Consider the following 24,496-nt stretch of genomic DNA (forward strand, 5'->3'; position numbering starts at 1 on the left):
TCGAGTGCCTCAGGCGGTTAAGCGGGGCACTGATTGGGGGTGCGGATGCCGGGTGTTGCCGGAGCCGTAGCCGGACAGCAGCCAGATCCCCAGCTGGGTGATCTCGTGCCGCACCGAGGCGCCGGCCCGGCGGGTGGTGATCAGACCTGCCTCCCGCAGCACGGTCGCCTGGTGGCTGGCGGCGGCCGGGGAGATCTTGCAGCGCTTGGCCAGCTCGGTCGTCGTACAGCCCGCCACAGCGGCCTCCAGAGCGGCCGCCCGGGTTGAGCCGAGCAGGGAGCCCAGTGGGTCGCTGGAGGTGATCTGATCCATCGACGCCTGGCGCAGTATCCCCGGCGCGTGCTGGATCGGATACACCAGGATCGGCTTCAGCTCCGGGTCGCGCAGCTTGGTCGGCACCTGCCAGCAGAACGCCGACGGCTGCAGCTCGATGCCACGCCCGTCCAGGTAGAGGTCCCGGTCGTTCATGTCGAGCACCTGCAGCACCGGTGCGACCCAGCGCACCCGCGGGTGCAGCGACGAGAGCAGCCGGTCCACACCGTGCCGGGCCAGTGCCTCACCGCGATGCGCATGGTCGGCCGAGACGTGCGTCCCAATCGACTTCCAGTACGGCGCGATCGCGGCCGCGTGGTACGTCCGGAGCGCCCGGCCCAGCTTGTGCAGCGACCCCCGCTCACCCTGAGCGAGCTCCCGGGTCCACGGTGAGGCCGGACGGTACTTGGAGAGCAGGTCGAGCTGGCCGCGGATCTGCTGGCGTGGTGTGGCCAGTGCGATCTCCAGCGCAGCCTCGAAGTCCGGCGCGGACTCGGCCGGGGTGAGGAAGTCGGGGGAGTACCCCTTCGGTGGGGTGAGCTCCAGCAGCAGCCGCATCTGATCCGGTGCGACCGACGTCCGGACGTGCCGGCGCCAGTCCTCGAAGATCAGCCGGCCGTCGGAGTGCTGCAGCATGTGCAGACTGAGCAGCACCTCCCACAGCGGCGCCGGTCTTGTCGCGACCGTGACGCGCGTCAGGTCGCGCGGCGTGAAGTGAATTCTGAGCACGGCAACGCCCTCCCAGCGGCAAAACTGTCACGACATCCCCCGATGCCGTCGGTCGCAGATTGTGGCGGCCTGCTGACCGAACGCGATGCGACGCAGTAAATCAAGTCCGCGGATCGCCGCACAACCGTTTGATCCATCCAACCGGCAGTGACTCCCGGCCATGGCAGAAGGCTGCCACCTCTGGCCCGATCCGGGGCTGCCGTGGTATTAGGCGTATTTGATCAAAGCCAGTGGTTGCGCTTGAACAACCGGTGAAGTCCCGTGCACGCCACCAGCATCACCCCGAGCACGACGAAGTAGCCGTACTTCGTGCGCAGCTCCGGCATGTAGTCGAAGTTCATCCCGTAGATCCCGGCGATCATCGTCGGTACGGCGAGGATCGCGACCCACGACGAGATCCGCCGCATGTCCTCGTTCTCGGACACCTGCACCTGGGCCAGACCGGCCTGCAGGATCGAGCTGAGCAGCTCGTCGAACGAGATCACCTGCTCCTTCACCCGGAGCAAGTGGTCGTCGACGTCGCGGAAGTAGTTCCGGGTCTCGTCGGTGATCAGCGGGTGCCGCAGCGTGGACAGCGCGCGCATCGGCCCGGTCAGTGGGGCCACGGCCCGTTTCAGCTCGAGCACTTCGCGCTTGAGCTGGTAGACCCGGTCGATGTTGCGCCAGCCGCGCGGGGTGAACATCTCGGACTCGATCAGGTCCATGTCCGCCTGGACCGCGGCCGCGACCTCCAGATAGCGGTCGACCACATGGTCGGCGATGGCATGCAGCACGATGCCCGGTCCGACCGCCAGCCGCTCGGGCTCGGCTTCCAGGTCCTGCCGGAGGCCGGTCAGCTCACTGTGCTCGCCGTGCCGGACGGTGACCACGAACCCCGGCCCGCAGAACACCATCACCTCACCGGTCGCCACCACCTCACTGGTGGCGGTCAGATCCTGGTGCGGCACGTAGCTGACTGTCTTGAGCACCGCGAACAGAGTGTCGTCGTACCGCTCGAGCTTCGGCCGCTGGTGCGCCTCCGAGGCGTCCTCCAGGGCCAGCGCGTGCAGACCGAACTCGGCGCCGATGATCGCGAGCTGGTGGTCGGTCGGCTGGAACAGGCCGATCCAGACGAACCCCTGGCCGCGCTTGGCCCGCCCGAGCGCCTCGGTGTAGGAGTTGATCCGGTGGTCACGGTGGCCGTCGCGGTAGAACGCCCAGTCGACCAGCGCGCCGTCGAGTTTGCCGCTCGCCACCAGGTCCGGGCGGCTCGGCCCGTCACCCAGCGCCCGACGGGCGAACAGCTGTCCCATCCGGCGTGTCGCGCCCAGGTCCCAGCGTCGTCCGGTCATCACCGGCGAGGCTATCAAGACGCGGTAACCAGCCGTCGGCAATGATGGGGGTGGAAGCACGTGGAGAGGAACGACGATGACGCAAGGCATGCCCTTGATGGATCCGCGGCCGAGCGGTCTGACGATCGGGACGTATGACACCTACCGGGAGGCGCAGCGAGCTGTCGACTACCTCTCGGACGAGAAGTTCCCGGTCGAGCACACGACCATCGTCGGCAACAACCTGCGCCAGGTGGAGAAGATCACCGGCCGGCTGACCTGGGCCCGGGCGCTGACCGCCGGTCTGGGCAGTGGCGCCTGGTTCGGTCTGTTCGTGGGTGTCCTGCTGGGTGCCGTCACCAATGCGAACTGGCTGGCCGCTCTGCTCACCGGTGTGGTGCTGGGCGCGTTCTTCGGGGTGACGTTCGGTGGGCTGAGCTACGCGATGTCGGCGGGCCGGCGCGACTTCACCTCGCGGACCGCCGTGGTGGCGACGACGTACGACGTCCTGTGCGACTTCAAGTTCGCTGAGGAGGCCCGCAATCACCTGGCCAAGCTGGCGCTGAAGGGTGAGGTCAGCCCGCGCATCCCGGACCTCTCGGTCCAGCAGCAACAGCAGCAGCAGCCGCCACAGGCCTGAGTGCCCCGGGCGGAGTGACGCACGTCTCTCCGCCCGGTGAGAGCCAGACCACGGCCCTCAGTGGTCCGATCCGCCAGCATGGGTGTCCAACCCACAGGAGGAACCGGCATGCAGTTCGGGCGCAGCTACGAGGAGTTCGAGGTCGGTGCGGTCTACAAGCACTGGCCCGGCAAGACGGTGACCGAGTACGACGACCACCTGTTCTGCCTGCTGACCATGAACCACCACCCGCTGCACCTGGACTCGAACTACGCCGCGGAGAGCACCCAGTTCGGCCAGAACGTTGTGGTCGGCAATTACATCTACTCGATCCTGCTCGGGATGTCGGTCCCCGACGTCAGCGGCAAGGCGATCGCGAACCTCGAGATCGAGTCCCTGCGGCACGTCGCCCCGACCTTCCACGGCGACACCATCTACGGCGAGACCGTCGTACTGGACAAGTGGGAGTCGAAGTCGAAGGACGACCGCGGCGTCGTCTACGTCGAGACCAAGGGCTACAAGCAGGACGGCACCGTGGTCTGCCTGTTCCGCCGCAAGGTGATGGTCCCGAAGAACTCCTACCTCGAAGCCCGGGGCGGCGAACAGCCGGGCCGCCCCACGCCGGCGTCCTGACGGCAAGCTCTTCGACCTGCATCGAACCGTTCGGGTGCTTTTGTCCCCTGATGCAAACCTTTGAGTTGCGATCCGACGGTCGCTGATAGTGAACCCTCCGCTACTGGGGAGGTTCCATGTCACGAGGTGTGCTTCGGCGTACCTGGGCCGTTGTGCTCGGGTTGACGCTTGTCGCCGGTCTGCATCCGCCGGGTGCGACGGCGGCTCCGGCGCAGGAGAACGAAGAACCAACGGTCAAGGGCACCAAGGTCAAGCCGGTCCGCGGCTCGAACTACAAGGTGCAGCCACGCAAGCCGGATCTCGCTGTCGACATGGTGAAGACACCGACCGTTGCGTGGCCGGCGACCGGTTCGGCCGAGGTACAGCTGCCCGAGGTGACCTGGGGCGCGAAGCTGTCCGGCGTACTGCCGAAGCAGGCCGCCGGTGTGCTGCCGGTCGCGGTGGGACCGGCAACCTCCGACGGTACGGCGCCCGCCGGAGTGAAGGTCGACCTGCTCGGCAAGCACGACTCGTCGATGCTGGTCCGGCTCTCGACCACCGACAAGGCCCGGGCCAACGGCAAGGTGAACCTGGAGCTGAACTACCAGGCGTTCCGGCACGCGTACGGCGGTGACTGGGCGACCCGGCTCCGGCTCGTCCAGCACCCCTCCGGTACACCGATCGCGACCCGCAACAGTGGCGACGGAAAGCTGAGCGCCCAGGTACCGGCCACCGGTCTGTACGCGATGGAAGCGGCGGCCGAAGGACCGGCCGGCGATTTCGGCAACACCCAGCTGTCGCCGACCGCCTCGTGGTCGATCGGCGGCTCGTCAGGTGACTTCAACTGGCAGTACCCGTTCCGGGCACCGCCTGGTACCGGTGGGCCGACTCCGACCATGAGCCTGGGGTACTCCTCGGGCAGTGTCGACGGCCGGACCTCCGGCACCAACAACCAGACGTCCTGGGCCGGTGAGGGTTTCGACCTCGCGCCGGGTGGCTCGATCGAGCGCCGGTACGCGTCTTGTGGGTCGAAGTCCGAGAAGACCGGGAACAACGGCAGTCGCATGGTCGGTGACCTGTGCTTCGCGACCGACAACGCCACCTTCACGCTGAACGGCAAGGGCGGCGAGCTCGTCCTCGACGACGCCACCAAGCAGTGGCGGCCGAAGAGTGACGACGGCACCAAGGTCGAGCGCCTGTCCGGTGCTCCCAACGGTGACGAGGGCGGCACCGACGCCGAGCGCGGCGAGCACTGGGTGATCACCGCCAAGGACGGCACGAAATTCTACTTCGGCCTGAACAAGCTGCCCGGTGCCGGCAGCGAGGCGACGAACTCCGCCTGGACGGTCCCGGTGGCCGGCAACCACGCCGGCGAGCAGTGCAACAAGCCCGCCTTCGCGGACTCGTTCTGCCAGCAGGTCTATCGGTGGAACCTGGACTACGTCGTCGACCTGCACGGCAACACGATGTCGTTGTTCTACGAGACCGAGAAGAACAACTACGCATACAACGGCACGCAGACCACGGTGAAGAGCTACGACCGGGCCGGCAACATCAAGCGGATCGAGTACGGCCAGACCGCCGGTCAGGTGTTCTCCGAGAAGCCGGTCGCGCGTGTCCACTTCGACACCACCGAGCGCTGCATCGCCGGTGCCAACTGCGCTCCGGCGGACTTCTTCGACTCCCCGCTGGACCAGGAGTGCACCAGCACCACAAAGTGCACCCAGACCGGGCCGAGCTTCTGGACGAAGAAGAAGCTGAGCAAGGTCCGCACGGAGGTCTGGAGAGGTACGGCGTTCGACGCGGTCGACACGTGGACCCTGCGGCACTCGTTCCCGAACCCGGGTGACAACACCGGCCCTCGGTTGTGGCTGGAGGCAATCACGCACATCGGCGAGGTCGGCAGTGGCGCGGTCGCGATGCCGGAGATCAACTTCGACAAGGTCGCGATGAACAACCGCGTCGCGGACGGTACGGCGCGGCCGTTGCTGGACTGGTTCCGGATCCGGTCCATCCATTACGGCACCGGTGGTGAGCTGGCGATCACCTATTCCGACAAGGACTGCAGCCTGCCCGGCAACGTCCCCGCGGTGGACCGCAACGACCGTCGGTGCCACCCGCTGAAGTGGACGCCGCCCGGCGAGGTGAACGAGCGGGAAGACTGGTTCCACAAGTACGTCGTGACCTCGGTGACCGAGTCCGACCGGGTCAGCGGCATGCAGCCGGTGATGACCACCATCAGCTACCCGGGCAAGCCGGCCTGGCGGCACGACGACGAGGACGGTCTGGTCGAGATCGGCCGCAAGACCTGGTCCCAGTGGCGTGGCTACGACCGCGTCGTCACCACCAAGGGGCACCCGAGTGGTCCGCAGACGGTGACCGAGAACCGTTACTTCCAAGGCATGGACGGCGACAAGCTGAAGGACGGCGGTGTCAAGGACGTCGACCTGCTGGACTCCACCGGCGCCAAGACGCCGGACCTGAATACGCTGTCCGGACAGGTCCGTGAGACCACCAAGCTGGTCAACGGCGCGATCTCCGAGCGGACCATCACCGACTCGTGGATCTCGCCGGCCACCTCGACCCGGGTGCGCGACTGGGGCACCACCAGTGCGTTCAAGGTCGAGCAGAAGGCCGTCAAGCAGTGGGAGGCCAAGCCGGGCGGTGGATTCCGCGAGACGGCGGCGAGCAACGAGTACTCGTCGACCGGTGCGCTGACGGCTGCCTCGAACGCCAATGATCTCTCGACGGCGACCGACGACACCTGCACCCGGTACGAGTACGCGAGCAACCCGGCCAAGGGCCTCGTCGAACTGCCGGTCCGGACCCAGACGGTCGCCAAGCCGTGTGACCAGCCGTGGACCAACACCGACGTGATCTCGGACGAGAAGCAGCTGTACACCGGCGGGACCACGCCGGAGATCGCAAGTCCGGCCGGCGCGCAGCGGCTGTCCGGTTTCACCGCCGCCGGCGCGCCGACGTACGAGACGGTCCAGACGACGACGTACGACGATCACGGACGGCGCAAGACCGAAGCGGATGCCAAGAACAACACCACCACCTTCGGCTACCTGCCCGCGGACGGGCCGGTCACCAAGACGACGGTGACGATGGCCAACGGGCACACGTCCAGCACCGAGCTGGACCCGGCCTGGGGGCAGTCGACCAAGGTCACCGACGTCGGTAACCGCACGACGGTGTCCGAGCGTGATGCGCTGGGCCGGGTCGCCAAGGTGTGGCTGCCCGGGCGTGCGCAGTCGGCCACGCCGAACGTCGAGCACACCTATCTGGCCGGTGTGGACGAGCCCGGGGTGGTGCACACCAAGAGCATGCGGGCCGACGGAACGTTCGAGACCAGCTACGAGATCCTGGACGGCCTGCAGCGCAAGCGGCAGGTCCAGACCGCGGCGGCCGACGGTATCGGGCGAGTGATCACCGACGTCCAGTACGACTCGCGCGGTCTGCAGGTGATCGAGAACAACCCGTACTACAACGACGCCCCGCCCGGCGACCAGGTGTTCATCCCGGTCGAGGAGGAGTTGCCGGCCCGGAAGGCCACCACGTACGACGCGCTGGAGCGGCCGCTGACCGAGTCGTTCTGGTCGAAGAACGAGCAGAAGTGGGCGACGACGTACAAGAACGAGGTCGACCGTCAGACCGTGGACCCGCCGGCGGGCGAGCAGGCGACGACCCGGATCAACGATGCCCAGGGCAAGCTGCTTGAGCTGCGCACCTACAACACGCCTGGTGAGAGCACCAACTTCGACCAGACGGTGTACGTCTACACCAAGGCGGGACAGCTCTCATCCGTCACTGACCCGGCCGGGAACGTCTGGCGCTACGAGTACGACCTGCGCGGCCGCCGGGTGAAGGTGGTCGAGCCGGACCGTGGCACGACGACATACACCTACAACGAGCTGGACCAGAAGACGTCCAGCACGGACAACCGCGGGACGAAGCTCTTCTTCACCTACGACGAGATCGGTCGCGAGCGGACGGTTCGTGAGGGGACGCCGGACGGTCCGCTGCGGACCGAGCGCACGTACGACGGTGTCGCCAAGGGATCGCCGAGTACGGCAACCAGGTATGTCAACGGCGAGGCGTACAAGACCGAGATCACCGGCTACGCGCCGAACGGTCAGCCGCTCGGGACGAAGGTCACGCTGCCCGCGTCCGAGGGGGGTCTGGCCAAGACGTACGCGACCGAGACCACCTACACGGAGTCCGGACAGCCGGCCACCGTCAAGGTCCCGGGGGTCGGCGGCCTGCCGGCCGAGACGCTGACCACGACGTACGACACCAATGACCTGCCGAAGACGATGTCGAGTGAAGCGGGCACGTACGTCACCGACTCGCAGTTCAACGCCTACGGCGACCTCACGTACCTCGAGGTGAAGCCGACCGGTGGCAAGTACCTGCGGCACAACTACGTGTACGACGACGCGACCCGGCGGCTGACCCGGTCGTTCGTCCAGCGGCAGACCCTCGGGCCGCAGCGGGTGCTGGACCAGAGCTACGAGTACGACCATGCCGGCAACGTCACCAAGATCATCGACGCGCCGGCGAGTGGCAGCACGGAGCCGAAGGACGTGCAGTGCTTCGGCTACGACGAATCGCGGCGGCTGACCCAGGCCTGGACGCCTGCTGACGAGAACTGTGGCGTCCAGCCGACTGCCGCGAGTCAATTGGGCGGACCGGCGCCGTACTGGCACCAGTGGACGTTCGACCAGATCGGCAACCGCAAGACCGAGAAGCGCACGACGACGGCCGGGGTGACCACCAGCAGCTACGAGTACCCGGCGGCGGGGCAGGCCCGGCCGCACGCCGTACAGAAGGTCACCACGACGCTCCCGGACGCCAGCACGAAGGTCAGCCAATACACGTACGACGCTGCGGGTAACCAGTCGACGCGGAACGTCGCCGGGACCGGGGAGACGTTCGAATGGGACGTCGAGGGCAAGCTGACCAAGGTCACGAAGGGCGATCAGAAGACCGAGTACGTCTACGACGCCGACGGCAACCGGCTGCTCCGCAGGGACAGCACCGGCACCACGCTGTACCTCGGTGAGACCGAGTTGCTGCTGATGCCGGACGGTTCCCAGCTGGGGACCAGGCACTACAGGTTCGGCAAGCAGACGATCGGCGTCCGGGTCGGCACCAAGCTCACCTGGCTGGGTTCGGACCACCATGGCTCGGCGACACTGACCGTCGATGCCCAGACCCAGGCGTACCAGCGCAAGCGGATCACCCCGTACGGCGAGGTCCGGGGACCGGTGCCGACCGCCTGGCCCGGTCAGCGGGACTTCGTCGGCGGGACCCGCGACGATTCCACCGGACTTGTCCATCTGGGAGCACGTGAGTACGACCCGATCACCGGGAAGTTCATCTCCGTGGATCCGGTCGTCGACGCTGAGGACCCACAACAGCTGAACAGTTACTCGTACGCGAACAACAGCCCGGTGAGCTTCGTCGACGCCGACGGCAAGCGGTACCGCACCCAGACGGTCACGACGACCAAGACCGTCATCCGGGAGCACGTGAAGCGGATCAAGGAGCTGAAGAAGGAGATCGTCACCATCTACGTGACGATCGTGATCTACACCTTCCTGGCCAAGATCGCCTCCGCGTTCGGGATGCATGAGTTCGCCCAGAAGATCACCGACGAGGTCGCCAAGCAGGTCGTCCGCTGGAAGGAGATCGTCCGGACGATCAGGTATCACACCTCGGAGATCATCCGGATCGTCACCAAGAAACTCGTCTACGTCCCGGAGCTGAAGGAAGCGCTCAACCTCGCCAAACAGACCAACAGCAGTATCAACGGCATGGAACACGGCGTCGACAAGCTGGCCGGTGTCGCCCAGCAGATCAACGAGAACGCCAAGGCCGCCCAGGCCGCTGCCGAGGTGAACCGCCGGGTCAACGCCGAACTGCGCCGGATGGAAGAGGAGAAGCGCAAGAAGGACGAGGAGGAGAAGTACAAGGAGCGAGGTAGGGACATCGGTAAGTCGGCCGGTCTGTCCGCCGGTGCGCTCGCCGGCCGGTCGATCGGCATGGCCGCCGGTGCACTCTGTGGACCGTTCGTAGTGGCCTGCGGCCTTGGTCTCGGCTTCCTCGGCGGCCTGGCCGGCAACTGGCTCGGCGGCAAGATCGGTGAGGCGATCGGCGGGCAGGTCTACAACGACGAAAGGTGGAGGCCGACGAGGCCGCTGACGCCGCAGGAGCGGCAGGAACATATCGACAACCTCTGCAAGAGCAGCTACTCGGGTTGCTGAGGAGCGCCATGAGAACCGGATTGATTGTCAGTGTCGTCTTGGTGCCGGCGCTGGTGCTGCCACCAGGGCCGGCGGTGGGCGCGGTTTCGGCCGCGTCCGGTCCAGGCGGAGTCCAGCGGGTTGAACTGGAGCATCTGCGGACCGAGACCAAGCAGGTGTTCCGGGAACCCTCGGGCCTGCACACGATGGAACAGTTCGCGTACCCGGTGCGGGCCCGTCAGGGCGCCGGCTGGGTGCCGATCGACACCACCCTCAGGCTCGGACCGGACGGCAAGGTCCGGCCGGGGGCGATCGTCACCGATCTGGAGCTGTCGGGCGGCGGAGCCGGGGAGCTCGTTGCCTTGGGCAAAGAGGACAAGCAGGTCCGGATGAGCTGGCCGGGCCGGTTGCCGAAACCCGTGCTGTCCGGCGACACGGCGACGTACGCGGAAGTGTTGCCCGGCGTCGATCTCAAGGTCCGGGCCGAGGCGACCGGCTTCCAGCACCTGCTGGTCGTGAAGGACCGGGAGGCGGCCGAGAACCCGGCGCTGCGGGAGCTGCGGTTCCCTGTCCGGGGGAGCGGCCTGAAGCTCACCACCAAGCGCGACGGTACGACGGTCGCCGCCGATGCGAACGGGAAGGCGTTGTTCACGGCAGGTCAGGCGGTGATGTGGGACAGCCCGGTCCAGGCGAAGAGCGCCGGGGCCGAGCCGCGGTCGCGTCATGCGAGTATCCCGACGAAGCGGTCGGGCAGCGATCTGGTGATTGTGCCGGATCAGCGGTTGTTGACCGCGGCAACCACTCGGTACCCGGTGACGATCGATCCGTCCTGGTCGGTCAACAACTTCTTGTGGACGCACGTCAGTGCGGAGTATCCGAATCAGTCGTACTGGGACTACGACCGCGGCGAGGGCGCCAAGGTCGGCCGCTCGTACGACAACGTCATCACCTACCGGTCGTTCTTCCAGTTCGGTACCGGTGACGTGGCCGGCTCCCGGATCGTCAGCAGCCGGTTCGAGGTCTGGCTCGATCACAGCTCGTCCGGTTCACCGCAGCCGGTCGACCTCTTCCGGACCCCGGCGCTGGACCGGAACCAGCCGGTCACCTGGAACAACACCGGGGGACATTGGGGTGAGTTCTTCGGCACGGCCTGGGGCAACGCGCGCACGAACGGCGGCCAGCCCGACATGCTGATGGGCTGGGACGGCGTCACCGGTGCGTTCCAGGGCGTGGCCGACCGGCGCGACGGTGTGATCACCTTCGGTCTGAAGGCACCGAACGAAGGCGACATCCTGCAGTGGAAGAGGTTCCACGGTGGGTCGGCGAAGATCGTGGTGACCTACAACAACGCGCCGTACGCGCCGGAACGGGTGAACTTCAGCCGGGCCCGGCCGTGTGGCACCGCGGCCGCGCCGACGATCGTCAGCTGGCCGTTGTCCGGCTACTCGTTCTCGGCGAAGTCGTCGGACAAGGACGGCGACAACCTGGTCACCCGGCTGACGGTCAGGCGGTCGTCGGACAACGCCGTCGTGCACGAGGTGGACTCGGCCACGACGACCTCCGGGTCCGCATTCGCCTGGCCGGCGATCGACCGGGCGAAGTTCGCCGACGGGGTGACCTACCACTACTCGGCGAAGTCGAACGACAACGTCGGTGGTGACGGCGTCGACTTCGGGCCGGAGACTCCGCGCTGCCACTTCAAGGTCGACGCGAAGAAACCCGGTACGGCGGTCCTGGCGTCGACCGACTTCCCGGACGGCGAGGCGAACATCCCGGCCCGGACGGTCGGCACCGTCACCCTCAAACCCGCGGCGGGTGACACCGACGTGGCCGAGTACCTGTACGGCTTCCAGCCGGAACGCGTTCTGAGCCGGATCAAGGCCGGGCCCGACGGCACGATCCAGATCCCGTTGACCGTGTTCCAGAAGGCCGGCAGTGCCGAGCCGGAGTCGAAGACTCTCTACGTGCGAGCAGTCGACAGTGCGAACAATGTCAGCGACACCGCGGCCGTCTGGTCGCTCAGCGCGGGGGAGCTCACCGAGTTGCCGGCGCCGGTCCGCAACGACGTCAATGGGGACGGCCGCGCCGACCTGGCCACCGTGCTGGACCAAGGCGACGGCCGGACGTCGATCTGGAACGTGGTCACCAAACCGGACGGCAGCCTGCACACCGGTCAGATGGCGTGGGACTCCGGTGCCAGCGGTGGTTTCGCGATGTACCGGACCCGGCCGGTCCGGGGCGACTTCGACGGTGACGGGCGGACGGACACCGTCCTGTTCCGTGAGGAGTCCGGCCGGCGGATCGGCATGTACCGCGGGCTCTCGGCCGGTGAGCGGTACAACTTCGAGTCCTCGCCGGTCTGGCACAGCGGTGCGAACGGCTGGCCGCTCAGTTCGGCCCGGATCATCGCCGGTGACGTCAACGGTGACGGCAAGTCCGACATCGTCGCCCAGCTCAACGTGTCCGGTACGAGCTGGCGGACCCTGACCTTCCTCGGTCCGGCGTTGACGACACCGGTGGAGTGGTCGCAGACGGCCAGTCCCTGGGCCGGAAGTGCGCCACTGCTCGCTGATGTGGACGGGGACCGGAAGGCCGACCTCGTCGACATGCAGAACCTCAGTGGGTGCCGCACGCTGACCCGCTACTTCCAGTCCAGCGGTACAGCGTTCGCCGCGACTCCGGTGACGCTGCACGACTCAGGTGCCGGCGGCTACTGCTGGGAACGCAGCAAGCCGCAGGTGGCCGACGTGGACGGCGACGGCAAGCAGGACGTCGTCGCGCTCTACGAGAACGGTGGGACCGATGCCTCGCTGAAGGTGTTCCGTTCGACCGGTACGGCGTTCACCCTGAGCGACTGGTGGCGGAACGCGACGGCCTTCGACCCGGCCCGGACGGCGCTGACGATCGGCGACTTCACCGGTGACGGCAAGGAGGACGCCGGCCTGTTCGTCTCGCTGGACGGTGGCGGCCGCGAGGTCTACACCCTCGCCTCGACCGGTACGTCGTTCGGTCCGGCGACCAGCCAGTGGAAGGAGCCACGGGTCGGCGCCAGCACCGGGCCGAGCTTCGACATCGAGGAACGCACGTACGAACTGGTGAACCGCAACAGCAGCAAGTGCCTGGACGTGTGGCTGTCCAGTCAGGCCGATCTGGAGCGGCTCGTTCAGCACGACTGTCACGGTGGACTCAACCAGCGGTTCCGGCTCAAGCAGATCGCCGGCACCGACCAGTACGAGGTACAGACCGCCCATTTCCAGGGCAACAGCGGGGACGCCCGGCCGCGGTGCCTCGACGTCTACAACAATCAGCAGGTGGACGAGACCACGGTCCTGCAGTATCCGTGCCTGGGGACGGCGAACCAGCAGTTGCGGATCGAGTATCTCGAGGGCAGCAGCTACGACACCGTCGTACGGCTGAAGTTCGCGCACAGCTCGAAGTGCGCGTCGCCCGCCCAGGGCAGCTCCGGCCAGGACGTCACCATCGTGCAGCGGAGCTGTACGGCGGAGGCGAGCCAGCAGTGGATCCTGCGGGCCGGGTTCAACCAGGCGCAGCCGACCGGGAAGTACCGCCTGCAAGGGGCGAACGACCCGTCCGACAAGGATCTTGCGCTCGACGTCGAGAACTGCCGGACCGACGGCAGGGTGCGGATGTGGGACTGGATCCCGGGCAGCCCGTGTCAGCGGTGGCTGCTGAAGCCGCTGGGCGACGACATCTACCACATCATCGAGCCGAGCACCGGTGAGGCGCTGGACGTCCCGGGCTGCACGGATGCCTTGGCTCAAACCGTGGCGACGATGCCGGAGAGTGAGAGTGCCTGCCAGCGCTGGCGAGTGGAGCCGGCGTTCAACGGCTCATGGTCGATCACCAGGGAGGCCAACGGGCTCTCCCTCGACATTGCGGCCTGCAGTTCGGTAGCGGACGCCAGTCTGATCACCTGGCGCTACTGGAACGGGCCTTGCCAACGCTGGAAGCTCGACCAGATCTGAGCAGGACGGGTAGGGGCCGGTACGACGTACCGGCCCCTACCCGTGGTCAGTTCAGGAAGAGCTCGATCACCGGGACCAGGGTGTCGGGCTTCTGGGTCGGGAGGTCGAGCGTCAGTACGTCGGACGCCGTACCGCCCATGGTCGTGTTCTGGGCCTGCTGGGCCGGCTCGTGGACGATGCGCTTGATCTCGGAGGCGTCGTTGAGCAGCTGGGCGTACTTGACCTTGCCGGCCAGGCCGGGGAGGTGCACGTGGCCCATCGGCCAGGAGAAGAAGTGCAGGTAGAGGCGGTTGCCGTTCTGGGTGTAGCGGCAGTCCGCCGGCGCGGTGTACTCGGACGGGCGCGCACCGCGGAAGGAGCGCTCGTGCAGGCGGGTCCACTCGCCGATCGCGGCCAGCGTCGCCAGGGCGCGCGGGTCGAACTCGCCGCGGCCGGTGGGGCCGACGTTGAGCAGCAGGTTGCCGTCCTTGGAGACGGAGTCCACCAGCATCTTCACCAGCAGCTCCGGTGACTTCCAGTCCAGGTTGTCGCGGTCGTAGCCCCAGCTGCCGTTCAGCGTCTGACAGGCCTCCCAGAGCACCGGTACGCCGTCCCGCTGCATCGGACCGTCCGGCTGGTACTGCTCCGGCGTCACGAAGTCGCCGGGGATGTCCAGGCGGTCGTTGATCAGGATGTCCGGCTGTAGCTCGCGAACCATCGCCATCAGCTCGACCGAACGCCAGTCGTCGCGACCCTTGCCGTGGCCGTCGCGGCCGTCCGGGTAGTTGCGGCCCGGGTAGGAGAAGTCGAACCACATCAGGTCGATCGGCCCGTAGTTCGTGAGCAGCTCACGGGTCTGTGCGTGCAGGTAGTCGGCGTACACCTGGACGTCGCGGCCGGCCGCCTTCGCGATCGCCTCTTCGTCGTCGCGCTGCGGGTGCATCAGGTCGATCGGGAACTCAGGGTGATGCCAGTCGATCAGGGAGTGGTAGAACCCGACTCCCAGCCCCTCCTCACGGCAGGCCTCGACGAACTGCTTCACCAGGTCCTTCCCGGCACCCCAGGCGGTGTGAGCGACCGTGTAGTCCGACACTGCCGAGTCCCACAGGCAGAAGCCCTCGTGGTGCTTGGTCGTCAGTACGGCGTACCGCATGCCGGCCTCGCGCGCCGCACGGGCCCACTTGCGCGGGTCGAACAGGTCAGGCTCGAAATGGTCGAAGTACGGCTGGTAGTCCTCGTCGGTCAGCTGCTCGCGGTTCTTCACCCACTCGTGGCGGGCGGGCAGGGCGTACAGGCCCCAGTGCACGAACAGGCCGAACCGCCAGTCGCGGAACCTCTCGATCGAGGCTGCGGGTGGACCATCGGGCATGGCAAAGCTCCTCAGCAAGTCGCGGTCATCCGATCTATAATCGATCGTTCGGCCGCGACCCGCCAGACTGCGGGATTAATTCACTGAGTTAAGTCTTTAGAGATCCGATCTATTTGGAGTCAGCTCAACGAGGACGGCGTACGGCATCGGCAGCGTCACCTCGACCGCAGTCCCGGTCAGCTCCAGCGGCGTACTGATCATCCGGCTGCGCTCGGCGAGCTGGGCCAGCTGGTCGTCGGTCGGCCATTCGGTGATCCCGAGCTCGGCGGTCGCAGCGACCAGATCACCGGCACCGATACCCAGTGTGGTCGCAGTGACCTGCCAGGACGGATCCACGCCGGGCAGCTCCACGTGGACCGTCCTGGTCAGTTCTGGGGCGCCGTCTGCCTTGGTCTGGTCGAGTGTCAGGTTCCAGAGCAGTACGGCGATCCGGTCGCGGTCCCGCGAGGCCCACGCCTCGATCAGGCTGCCTCCTCCGTCACCGGTGACCGTGACTGGCAGTTCGACCGGTCCGAGCCGGCTGAGCAGGCTCAGTGCGTGGTAGCGCGGTTTCGGCAGACCACCGACCGTCTGTAGCCCGAAGCCACCGTGCAGGAACCGCGGTGGTCGGCCCAGCTCTTCGAAATGGTCAGAAGCGACCCAGTAGGCCAGTGCGTCCACCCGCCCGGCGGCCGACCGCATACCGCGCAGTAAGAACACTCCGGCGAACACCGAGTCGTTGATCGGGTTGAAGTGCCGCGGGGTCACGCCCCACTCGGTCCAGAGGATCCGCGCATCGCCGTACCCGTGCCGCTCCAGTGACGCCCGTACGTCGAGCGGCGGCGAACCGTAGGTATGCGTCGACACGAAGTCGACCGGGGTGCCGCTGGCCCGCGCGTGTGCCAGCAGGTCGTCCACCCAGCCGGCAGCGGCCGACGACGGGCCCCCGACTGCCAGTCGCTCGTCGACTGACTTCACGGCCGCCGCAGTCACGTCGTACAGGTGGAGCCATTCGGCCTTGGTGCCGGACCAGAAGACCTCTAGGTTCGCCTCGTTCCACACCTCGAAGTCCCAGGTCAGCACCTCGTCCAGGCCGTACCGGTTGACCAGGTGCTCGACCAATGCGCGGACCAGGTCGTGCCAGCGCTCGTACGACTCCGGTGGCGAGATGATCGCGCCGTACTCGAAGACGGTCTTCGACGGATCGCTGGCCAGCTCACGCGGCATGAAGCCGAGCTCGACCACCGGCCGCAGCCCGATCCCGAGCAGCTTGTCGTAGATCGCGTCCACCACGGAGAAGTCGTACGACGATCCGTCGATCACGTGGGTGTCGTCGTGGAAGATCGCATGGGCCCGGACCGTCCGGACGCCGAGCTCGTCGTGCATCCGGCGTAGTGCATCCTCGAGCTCGACGCCGATCTCGTGCCCGCCGGTCGTGTCGGTGCAGAGCAACTGGCTGAGTCGTTCGCTGCCGATCATCGGCGCCCACGGCCGGTGCAGTTCAGTGCCTTCGGCAACCGTATCGACGACCACCTGCACCCGAGGAACGGTGCTGTCGGCAACTAGTGGAACCGCGCCGACGGCGTGACTCGGGCGGCCGGTGACTGTCACCTCAGGGACGCTCGCAACCGCATAGTGGTACGGCGTCCCCGGGGTGCACGTGGTGTCGATGTACGGCGGACCCGGCACGGACAGCACATCACCGCTGTGATGATCGACCGGTTCCAGCGGACCGTGGTCGCCGGTGGAGCGCAGGACCAGGTACCCGACCGCGCCGTCGACGGGCGACCAGTCGATCGTCACCTGCCCGACGCCACCGACCGCAGTCACCTCCTTGGGTGGATCGAGGTCGGGGAAGCTGAACCCGCGCTCCTCGTCACTGCGGTTGGCGATCCGCGCATCCCAATCGGCCTTCTCTGTCATGCGACTCCCGACTCGAAGCGCTCGATGCCGATCACCGGGCGGATGCCGCGTTCGGCGCGGCGGTCGGCGAAACTGCGGCGGATCAGGTCGTTGCCGAAGACGTTGCCGATGGCACCCATCACCATCGCCTGGTCCAGCGAGAGGTACCGCTTGGCGATCAGCCCCGACCTCACCGCGACCGAGTCGTAGAAGCCACCGGCGCCGTACGCGTGCAGGTCGGTCTCGATCCGGCGCAGGTTCTCGATCGCCTGCCGTGGTGCGTACGGCATCGCGAGGAACGCCGCATGCGGGGTCACGACACCATCGCCGTACGTCGGGTTCGGGTTGGCGCCTTCGCGGCAGCCCTCGAATCCCGCGTCGAAGTTCGTTGCCTCCAGATCCGAGGGGTAACCGCCCGGATCCATGCCGATCGCCTCAACGCCGTACACGGAATAGCCGCCCTTCGGATTCGAGGCGGGGGAGAAGCCCCAGTACCCGTACTTCGCCTCGTCCAGGCCGTGCTCGATCTGCGCGCGGACGGTGAGTGGGTGGTTGATGCCCCAGCTGTGCGGTGCCCAGGTCGCTTCGGGAACGAACAGGTCGGGCATCAGCGACTCGAACATGTCACCACCCCACGACGGGACGAGGCGCATGCCGCGGTACTCGTAGGTGCCCTCGAAGACGTCGAGCCCGAGGTAGGTGCGGTGGACGCCCTTCGGTTTCTGCTCGACCCAGGACCAGTCGCAGGAATCGGGGAAGGTGCGGTAGGTCGCGTAGTACTGGGTGGGTGGGACCTGGCCGAGCGCGAACCCGACGTACCCGGCGATGCGCGCCTCGGTGTTGCAGGTGTCGTAGTGGAACTTGCGGTAGTACACATCCGGGCCGCTGCCGGTGTGGTTGCCCTTCTCGGTCTCCTCGTCGGGAGGTGACGTCTCGAAGAATCCGCCGCGCATCAGACCGCCGGGTCGGGCGGCTGGGTTGTAGTAGTAGGCGAAGTTCATCTTGTCCAGCAGGGAATCCGCGAGAGCGCGGGCCCGTGGCTCGGCGTTGCGGACGACCATCAAGGCACAGGCGAACCACCCGTTGTCGACGCTGGACACGAACGGCGTGATCGGCTTCGTGCCATCCGGATCGACGTACAGCACCTCGCCGGTCGCTTCGTCGTACCAGTTGAAGAACATCCCACTCGGCGTGTGGTGCACGACGTTCTGCATGGTCGTCAGCGTCTGCGTGATCCGCCGAAGCGACTCCTGCGGCGAGATGATCCCGAGGTGCTTGGCAACCACTGTGCTCCACAGATACCCGCCGATATTGGTGGGCGACGTGTACTTGCTCCGCACCGGATTGGAGACGGACGCCCCGATGTTGTCCGCAGGCAACCCGGTCCGCTCGTCAGTCATCGCGACCAGACTGCGCCAGGTGTCCCGGGCCCACCTCCCAACGAGTGCCCTGTCCTGCCTGGTTGCTGTCCAACCAGCTTTCAGTTGTTGGGTCGGGTTTGCGAAGGCTGGTCTTGCGGTTCCGACCAGAGCAGCAGTACCGGTAGCTGCGAGCAGCGTGCGGCGGTTGATGGTGGCGGTCATCAGCTTGCCTCCTACTTGAGTCCAGTGATGGCGATGCCCTTGGTGACGTGGCGCTGGAAGGCCAGGAAGATCACCAGCACCGGGACGACGACCACGACCGCGCCGGCCATCAGCAGGCCGAAGTTCTGCGCGTTCTGGCCGGTCGAGTACAGCGCCAGGGCAACGGGAAGCGTGTACTTGTCCTCGGTCTGCGCGATCACCAGCGGCCACAGGAAGTTGTTCCAGGAACCGAGGAACGTGAGGATGCCGAGGGTGGCGAGCGCGGGCCTGGTCAGCGGCAGCATGATCCGGGCGAAGATGCCCAGCTCGCTGCTCCCGTCCACCCGGCCGGCGTCGATCAGGTCGTCCGGCAGCCCGAGGAAGAACTGCCGCATCAGGAAGACGCCGAACGGCGACACCAGGAACGGCAGGATCAGGCCGGGGTAGCTGTTGGCCAGCCCGGCGTTGGTGACGAGGACGAACAGCGGGACGAACGTGACCATGCCCGGGATCATCAGCGTCGCCATGACCAGGACAAACAACCCGTTGCGGCCCTTGAAGTTGAGCTTGGCCAGCGCGTACCCGATCATCGAGCAGAAGGTCAGGTTGCCCGCTGTCACGACCAGCGCGACCACCCCGGAGTTCAGGAAGTAGCGCGGGAAGTTCGCCTTGCTGAACAGGGCGTCATAGTTTTCCGTGGTCGCGTTCTGCGGTAGCCAGGTCGGGGGCACTTGGAGCAGCTCGCCTTGCGTCTTGAAACTGCCGAGCAGCATCCAGACGAACGGCGCCGCGACTGCGACCAGACCGAGGACAGCGATCAGATAGATCCACCAGGTACGGCGCATCATTTCTCCCTCAGCAGCCGGAACTGGATGAACGTGATCACCGCGATCACGACGAACAACAGGTAAGCCATCGACGTCGCGAGCCCGTAGTTGCCGAAGCCGAACTGCTGGTACGTGTACATCGACACCGAGACCGTGCTGTTCAGCGGACCGCCCTGCGTCATCACGAACGGCTCCTCGAAGAACTGCAGGTAGCCGATTCCCGTGGTCACGCTGGTGAACAGGATCGTTGGCCTGAGCAACGGCACGATCAGATACCGGAATCGTTGCCATGAGCCCGCACCGTCGAGCTGACCGGCCTCCTCGACCGACTGCGGGATGCCCTGCAGCCCGGCCAGGAAGATGATCATCGCCGAACCGAAGTTGCGCCAGACCGCCATCGCGATCAGCGACGGCATCGCCCAGGTCTTCGAGGCCAGCCAGTTCGGCCCGTCGATGCCGAACCAGCCGAGCACCGTGTTCAGCAGCCCCGCATCAGGAGCGAGCACGAACCGCCAGATGACGGCGATCGCGACGATCGAGGTCACCACCGGCAGGTAGTAGCCGACCTTGAACAGCGCCTGGAACCGCTTCACCCCACGATCCAGCAGTACGGCGGCGCCCAGCGCGACGACCAGCGTCAGCGGCACCCCGATCACCACGAAGTACGCCGTGTTGAACGCCGCCTTGCGGAAGGTCTCGTCCTGCAAGGCCTTCAGATAGTTGCCGAAGCCAACACCTTCCACCGCGAACGGCGTCCGCAGATCCCGCTGCTTGATATCGGTGAAACTCATCCCCAGCGACCCCAGCACCGGCCCGGCCGTGAACGCGAGAAAGAGGATGACGAACGGCAGGACGAGAATCCAGGCGGCCGCAGTCTGTCTGCTGCGCATCAGCTTCCGCCGGTGCCGATCTGGCTTGCCTTGGTTTGGATGGCTTTGGCGGTGTCGGCGGGGGATTGGCCGGCCTTGACCATCTTCTCGATCTCGGTGTCGAACGCCACCGCGACCTGCTCCCAGTTCACGATCGACGGCGGCGCCTTTGCGTCCTCCAACTGCTTACCGAACACCGGCAGCAGCGGATCACTCGCGATACTCGGGTCCTGCCACGCGCTCTTCACAGCCGGCAGATCAGTGGACAGCTTGTACCAGGCCGCCTGCGTCTTCTCCTCCGACAGCCACTTCACCAGCTTCCACGCGCTGTCCTTGTTCTTCGAGTTCTTGAAGACGACGAAGTTCGATCCGCCGACGAACGACGTCGCGGTCTTGTTCTTCGGCAGCTGGAACACCCCGATGTTCGGCTTCATCGCGTCCCCGCCGGCCTTCGCCACCGACCCCGCCATCCACGGTCCGGAGATGAACATCGGCGCCGTACCGTTCACGAACTGCGCCTCGGTCTGGTTCGGCGGCAGGTCGGTGCAGGCGACCTTGTCGGTGAAGAAGCTCTGGAAGTACTGCAACCCCTCTTGCATCGCCGGCGTGTCCAGCGTGAACGTCTTCTGGTCGTCGGCGGTGATCTCGGCCCCGGCCGACCAGGCGAACGGCATCACCGTCTGCCAGGACCCGGTCCCACCCGGCTGCAGATTGATCCCGCACTTGGCGCCGGCCTTGTCCTTCATGGCCTTCGCCATCGCCTTCAGACCGGCCCAGTCGGTCGGCGGCGTGGTGATTCCGGCCTTCGTCGCCAGGTCTTTGCGGTAGTACACGAGCCGCGTCTCGACGTACCAGGGAACGCCGTACTGGACGCCCTTCACCTTCGTCGTGTCCAGCGCACCTGGGAAGAACGCGGCGTTGTCGAAGCCCTGCGGCGTCGGGTCGAGGGCGCCGAGGTCGGCGAACTCACCCATCCAGGTGCTGCCGACCATCGCGGCGTCCGGCAGGCTCTGCGCGGTGATCGCGGTGGTGAACTTGTTGTGCGCGGCATCCCACGGGATCGGGGTGACCGTCACCTTCGCGCCTGGGTTGGCCTGCTGGAACTGCTCCATCAGCTTGGGCAGGTTCTCGCCTTCGGTGCCCATCGCCCAGACAGTCAGGTCTCCGGTCGCGGGCCCGTCACTGACGGTCGTGGTCGCTTGACCGCCCGCCTCGGGAGTGTCGGCCGACCTGCCGCACGCGGCCAGCGTCAGAGCTAGGACGCAGCCGATCACCAGTCGGCGGCGGATGCTGTGGGTGAACATTAGTGGTCTCCTCACTCGGTTACTGCTGCATTGCCCCCGAGGTGCCACAGCTGTCCCGCAGGACAAGCTCAGTGGCGAGTACGTCGTTCCGTCCGCGGGTCCGCTCCCCGGTCACCCGCTCGTGCAATCGCTGCGCCGCCAACTGCCCCAGCTCGACCATCGGCTGCCGCACCGTGCTCAACCCGGGCGACACGTATCGTGCCGCCATCACGTCGTCCCACCCGGTCACCACAATCTCGCCGGGTACGTCGATCCCACCGGCCCGCAAGGTGATGAGCGCCGCCAGCGCCAGCTCGTCGTTCGCACACACCAGTCCGTCCGGTCGTCCGCCCTGCGTGAGCACGTCCTCGGCGACACCACGCCCCGCGGACTCCGTCAGCTCGACGCGGACCGGCTCCGGCGCGACCTTCCCCCGTGATTCGTGCGCCTTCGCGAATCCGGCGTACCGCTCCGAGACGTCGTACGAGCTGGCCGGATCACCAACGAACACGAGGCTCTCGCGCCCCGCATCGAGCAGCCGGGTCGTGAGCTTCTCGGCGCTCGACACGCTCTCGGTGCGGACCGTGTCGCAGCCCGTGACCGGCGGATGCGCGACGAGCACCAGCGGTACGCCGGCCTTGCGCAGCCCCTGGATCGTGGCCAGCTCGAGAGCGTTGCCGTGGACAACGATCCCGTCGACCCGCCCGGCCAGATCACGCACCGTGCGGCGCGGATCCGCGTTGCCGTGCGTCACCGTGAGTACGACGCTCTGGCCGTGCTCACCGGCCCACCGCTCGTACCCCATCAGGAGGTCGCTGTAGAACGGGCCGCTGAGATCCGGCAGGACGAGCCCGTGCGCCTCGTGTCGTTGCACCGCGAGACTGCGCGCGGCCCGCAGCGGCACGTAGTTCAGCTCGGCCGCCGCCTGCCCGACGCGCTCCCGCGCCTTCGCCGATACCGGCCCAGTCCCTTGCAGCACACGCGAAACCGTCGCGATCGACAGTTTCGCGCGAGCCGCGACGTCGTAGATCGTCGCGGGCCTGCCGGTCGCCATGGAACCTCCAGTGGAAGCGCTTACAGTTTCGATACCCTGCCGTGGATCGTTCAAACGGTCAAGGGCCTGACCGATGCAATCAAGTGGTCTGACAGGATGAAACAGTGACTAATGCGGAACGTAAGGACCGGCTCGTCCTGGTTCGCCACGGCGAAACCGAGTGGAGCAAGAACGGCCGCCACACCTCCGTCACCGACCTCCCGCTGACTCCCGAGGGTGAGCGCATCGCCACCTCGCTGCGGGACCGGTTGGCCGGTGAGACCTTCGACCTCGTCCTCACCTCACCCCGGCAACGGGCCCGCCGTACCGCGGAACTCGCCGGTTTCGGAGACGCCGTGGTCGACGAGGACCTCGCCGAGTGGAACTACGGCGACTACGAAGGCATCACCACTCCGGAGATCCGCAAAACCGTCCCCGGCTGGACGGTCTGGTCGTCACCCGTGCCGAACGGCGAAACCGCCGCGGACGTCACCACCCGCCTCGACCGCGTCATTGCCCGCATCGAAGCAGTGCCCGGTGACGTCCTCGTCTTCGGGCACTCGCACGCACTCCGTGGTCTCACCGCGCGTTGGCTGGACCTGGAGGTCGCGGAGGGTCGCCATTTCGTCCTCGACACCGCCACCGTCTCCACCCTCGGCTGGGACCGCGGCACCCCGGTCGTCCACCACTGGAACAGCTAGCCGGTCACCAGGCGGACGAGTTGCTCGATGCGGTCGGTGCGCTGCGCCGGCCGCAGCCGCCGGTCGTGGTTGAGCGTCGCCTGGCCGTGCATGGCACTCCAGAACACCTCGGTCAGCGTCTCGGCGTCGCCCGACGCATAGGGAGCCACTGCAGCATGTAGCTCACCGAACGTGGTCTTCAGGATCTCCGGGCTCTCGGCGGCTCCGAACACCAGATCGGTCCGGCGCGTGAAGATGGCCGCATACACGGCCGGATGCGCTTCGGCGTACCCGAGATAGGCGTCGGCCAGGCCGCGTATCCCGTCCGCCTCCCGGGCTGAGCGCAGTACGACGGCCAGCTCGGCCATCCCGTCGAGCGCCACGGCGGTGACGATCGCCTGCATGTTCTTGAAGTGGCTGTAGAGCACCGGCTGGCTGTACTCGACCGCCTCGGCCAGGCGCCGCGTGGTGACGGCATCCCAGCCATCGGCTTCGGCTAGCTCACGGGCGGCGCGGACGATCAGCGCACTCCGCTCGGCAAGGGCCCGTTCACGACGTTCCTGGCTCGGCATAAGCCGATGCTAGCAGTGCTAGACAATCTAGCAACTGCAGTGTTAGCGTTGCTAGGAAAGTTAGCACTGCTAGATACTGGAGAACACGATGCGCCGCTTCACCACTGTCCTGACCATCCTGCTCGGCATCTTCCCGCTCACCTTCGGCACCCGCTTCCTGTTCGACGGAACCGGCGCCGCCACCGGTTTCGGCATCACCGCTGCCGCCGGCGGCTTCTTCCCCGTCAAAGGCATCCGCGACATCGCCCTGGGCCTCGTCATCCTGGCCCTCTTCGCCCTCGGCCAGCGCCGCTCCACCGGCATCATCATGGCCGTCATCGCGATCGTCCCGATCACCGACGCCATCATCGTCACCACCCACGGCGGCTCCCTGGCCTACGCCCTCATGGTCCACGCCCTCACCGCCGCCATCATGCTCCTGGACGCCACCCTCCTCCTCCGCGAACGCCCCCGCACTCCCCAAACCCCAGATACACGGACGGTTACTGCCGCTCCGAGCCTGTAGCGAAATGGCGTTTTGCCGGCCGGGGCATCGAATCTGTCGGGCTGGTCGGGCTGGGTGGCCCCGGGGTCAGGTTGCTGGGTGGAGGGTGTGGTTGTGGAGTTTGAGGAGGTTGACCAC

The 24,496-nt window shown here is 66.9% G+C and carries 16 protein-coding genes; 6 read left to right on the forward strand and 10 right to left on the reverse strand.

Annotated elements, in window-relative coordinates; all coding sequences use genetic code 11:
- Nucleotides 1-9: 9 nt before the first annotated feature.
- Both E1261_RS13425 and E1261_RS13430 read right to left on the reverse strand, forming a co-directional pair.
- Entirely contained in the window at nucleotides 10-1,041 is a 1,032-nt protein-coding gene (locus tag E1261_RS13425; RefSeq protein WP_132406400.1) for a helix-turn-helix domain-containing protein, read from the reverse strand.
- A 221-nt stretch (nucleotides 1,042-1,262) separates the two neighbouring features.
- Entirely contained in the window at nucleotides 1,263-2,372 is a 1,110-nt protein-coding gene (locus tag E1261_RS13430) for a magnesium and cobalt transport protein CorA (RefSeq protein WP_238176191.1), read from the reverse strand.
- Between the two features lie 76 nt (nucleotides 2,373-2,448).
- Between E1261_RS13430 and E1261_RS13435 the strand changes: the two genes are divergently transcribed.
- The 4 genes from E1261_RS13435 (at nucleotide 2,449) to E1261_RS13450 (ending at nucleotide 13,819) form a co-directional block, all read left to right on the forward strand.
- Entirely contained in the window at nucleotides 2,449-2,991 is a 543-nt protein-coding gene (locus E1261_RS13435; protein ID WP_132406402.1) for a YflT domain-containing protein, read from the forward strand.
- A 108-nt stretch (nucleotides 2,992-3,099) separates the two neighbouring features.
- Entirely contained in the window at nucleotides 3,100-3,603 is a 504-nt protein-coding gene (locus tag E1261_RS13440; protein WP_132406404.1) for a MaoC family dehydratase, read from the forward strand.
- 116 nt (nucleotides 3,604-3,719) lie between these two features.
- Entirely contained in the window at nucleotides 3,720-9,854 is a 6,135-nt protein-coding gene (locus E1261_RS13445; RefSeq protein WP_132406406.1) for an RHS repeat domain-containing protein, read from the forward strand.
- Nucleotides 9,855-9,862: 8 nt separating this feature from the next.
- The gene (locus E1261_RS13450; protein ID WP_132406408.1) at nucleotides 9,863-13,819 is read left to right on the forward strand and encodes an RICIN domain-containing protein; all 3,957 of its coding nucleotides are present in this window, start codon (nucleotides 9,863-9,865) and stop codon (nucleotides 13,817-13,819) included.
- 46 nt (nucleotides 13,820-13,865) lie between these two features.
- On the opposite strand, the gene E1261_RS13455 is transcribed toward E1261_RS13450, so the two are convergent.
- The 7 genes from E1261_RS13455 to E1261_RS13485 all read right to left on the reverse strand — a co-directional run bounded on the left by E1261_RS13455 (nucleotide 13,866) and on the right by E1261_RS13485 (nucleotide 22,643).
- Nucleotides 13,866-15,167 carry an alpha-L-fucosidase gene (locus E1261_RS13455; protein ID WP_132406410.1) on the reverse strand — a complete coding sequence of 434 codons (1,302 nt, stop codon included), beginning with the start codon at nucleotides 15,165-15,167 and terminating at the stop codon, nucleotides 13,866-13,868.
- 96 nt (nucleotides 15,168-15,263) lie between these two features.
- The gene (locus E1261_RS13460) at nucleotides 15,264-17,069 is read right to left on the reverse strand and encodes a GH39 family glycosyl hydrolase (protein ID WP_132406412.1); all 1,806 of its coding nucleotides are present in this window, start codon (nucleotides 17,067-17,069) and stop codon (nucleotides 15,264-15,266) included.
- Nucleotides 17,066-18,631 carry a glucoamylase family protein gene (locus tag E1261_RS13465; RefSeq protein WP_132406414.1) on the reverse strand — a complete coding sequence of 522 codons (1,566 nt, stop codon included), beginning with the start codon at nucleotides 18,629-18,631 and terminating at the stop codon, nucleotides 17,066-17,068. The genes E1261_RS13460 and E1261_RS13465 overlap by 4 nt, the downstream gene beginning before the upstream one ends.
- Before the next feature lie 11 nt (nucleotides 18,632-18,642).
- Entirely contained in the window at nucleotides 18,643-19,458 is an 816-nt protein-coding gene (locus E1261_RS13470) for a carbohydrate ABC transporter permease (protein ID WP_238176193.1), read from the reverse strand.
- Entirely contained in the window at nucleotides 19,455-20,327 is an 873-nt protein-coding gene (locus E1261_RS13475) for a carbohydrate ABC transporter permease (protein ID WP_132406418.1), read from the reverse strand. The genes E1261_RS13470 and E1261_RS13475 overlap by 4 nt, the downstream gene beginning before the upstream one ends.
- Complete coding sequence (locus E1261_RS13480; RefSeq protein ID WP_132406420.1) at nucleotides 20,327-21,610, reverse strand: sugar ABC transporter substrate-binding protein; 1,284 nt, start codon at nucleotides 21,608-21,610, stop codon at nucleotides 20,327-20,329. The genes E1261_RS13475 and E1261_RS13480 overlap by 1 nt, the downstream gene beginning before the upstream one ends.
- A gap of 19 nt (nucleotides 21,611-21,629) precedes the next feature.
- Nucleotides 21,630-22,643 (reverse strand): LacI family DNA-binding transcriptional regulator, encoded by a 1,014-nt coding sequence (locus E1261_RS13485; protein WP_132406422.1) that lies wholly within the window; start codon nucleotides 22,641-22,643, stop codon nucleotides 21,630-21,632.
- Nucleotides 22,644-22,747: 104 nt separating this feature from the next.
- Between E1261_RS13485 and E1261_RS13490 the strand changes: the two genes are divergently transcribed.
- Nucleotides 22,748-23,323, forward strand: coding sequence for a histidine phosphatase family protein (locus E1261_RS13490; RefSeq protein WP_132406424.1), 576 nt, complete (start codon nucleotides 22,748-22,750; stop codon nucleotides 23,321-23,323).
- On the opposite strand, the gene E1261_RS13495 is transcribed toward E1261_RS13490, so the two are convergent.
- Complete coding sequence (locus tag E1261_RS13495) at nucleotides 23,320-23,874, reverse strand: TetR/AcrR family transcriptional regulator (RefSeq protein WP_132406426.1); 555 nt, start codon at nucleotides 23,872-23,874, stop codon at nucleotides 23,320-23,322. The genes E1261_RS13490 and E1261_RS13495 overlap by 4 nt on opposite strands.
- A gap of 88 nt (nucleotides 23,875-23,962) precedes the next feature.
- On the opposite strand from E1261_RS13495, the gene E1261_RS13500 reads away from it, so the two are divergent.
- Nucleotides 23,963-24,379 carry a DUF4267 domain-containing protein gene (locus tag E1261_RS13500; RefSeq protein ID WP_132406428.1) on the forward strand — a complete coding sequence of 139 codons (417 nt, stop codon included), beginning with the start codon at nucleotides 23,963-23,965 and terminating at the stop codon, nucleotides 24,377-24,379.
- Nucleotides 24,380-24,496 lie beyond the last annotated feature (117 nt).

The sequence above is a fragment of the Kribbella albertanoniae genome (assembly GCF_004348455.1).
Lineage (GTDB): Bacteria > Actinomycetota > Actinomycetes > Propionibacteriales > Kribbellaceae > Kribbella > Kribbella albertanoniae.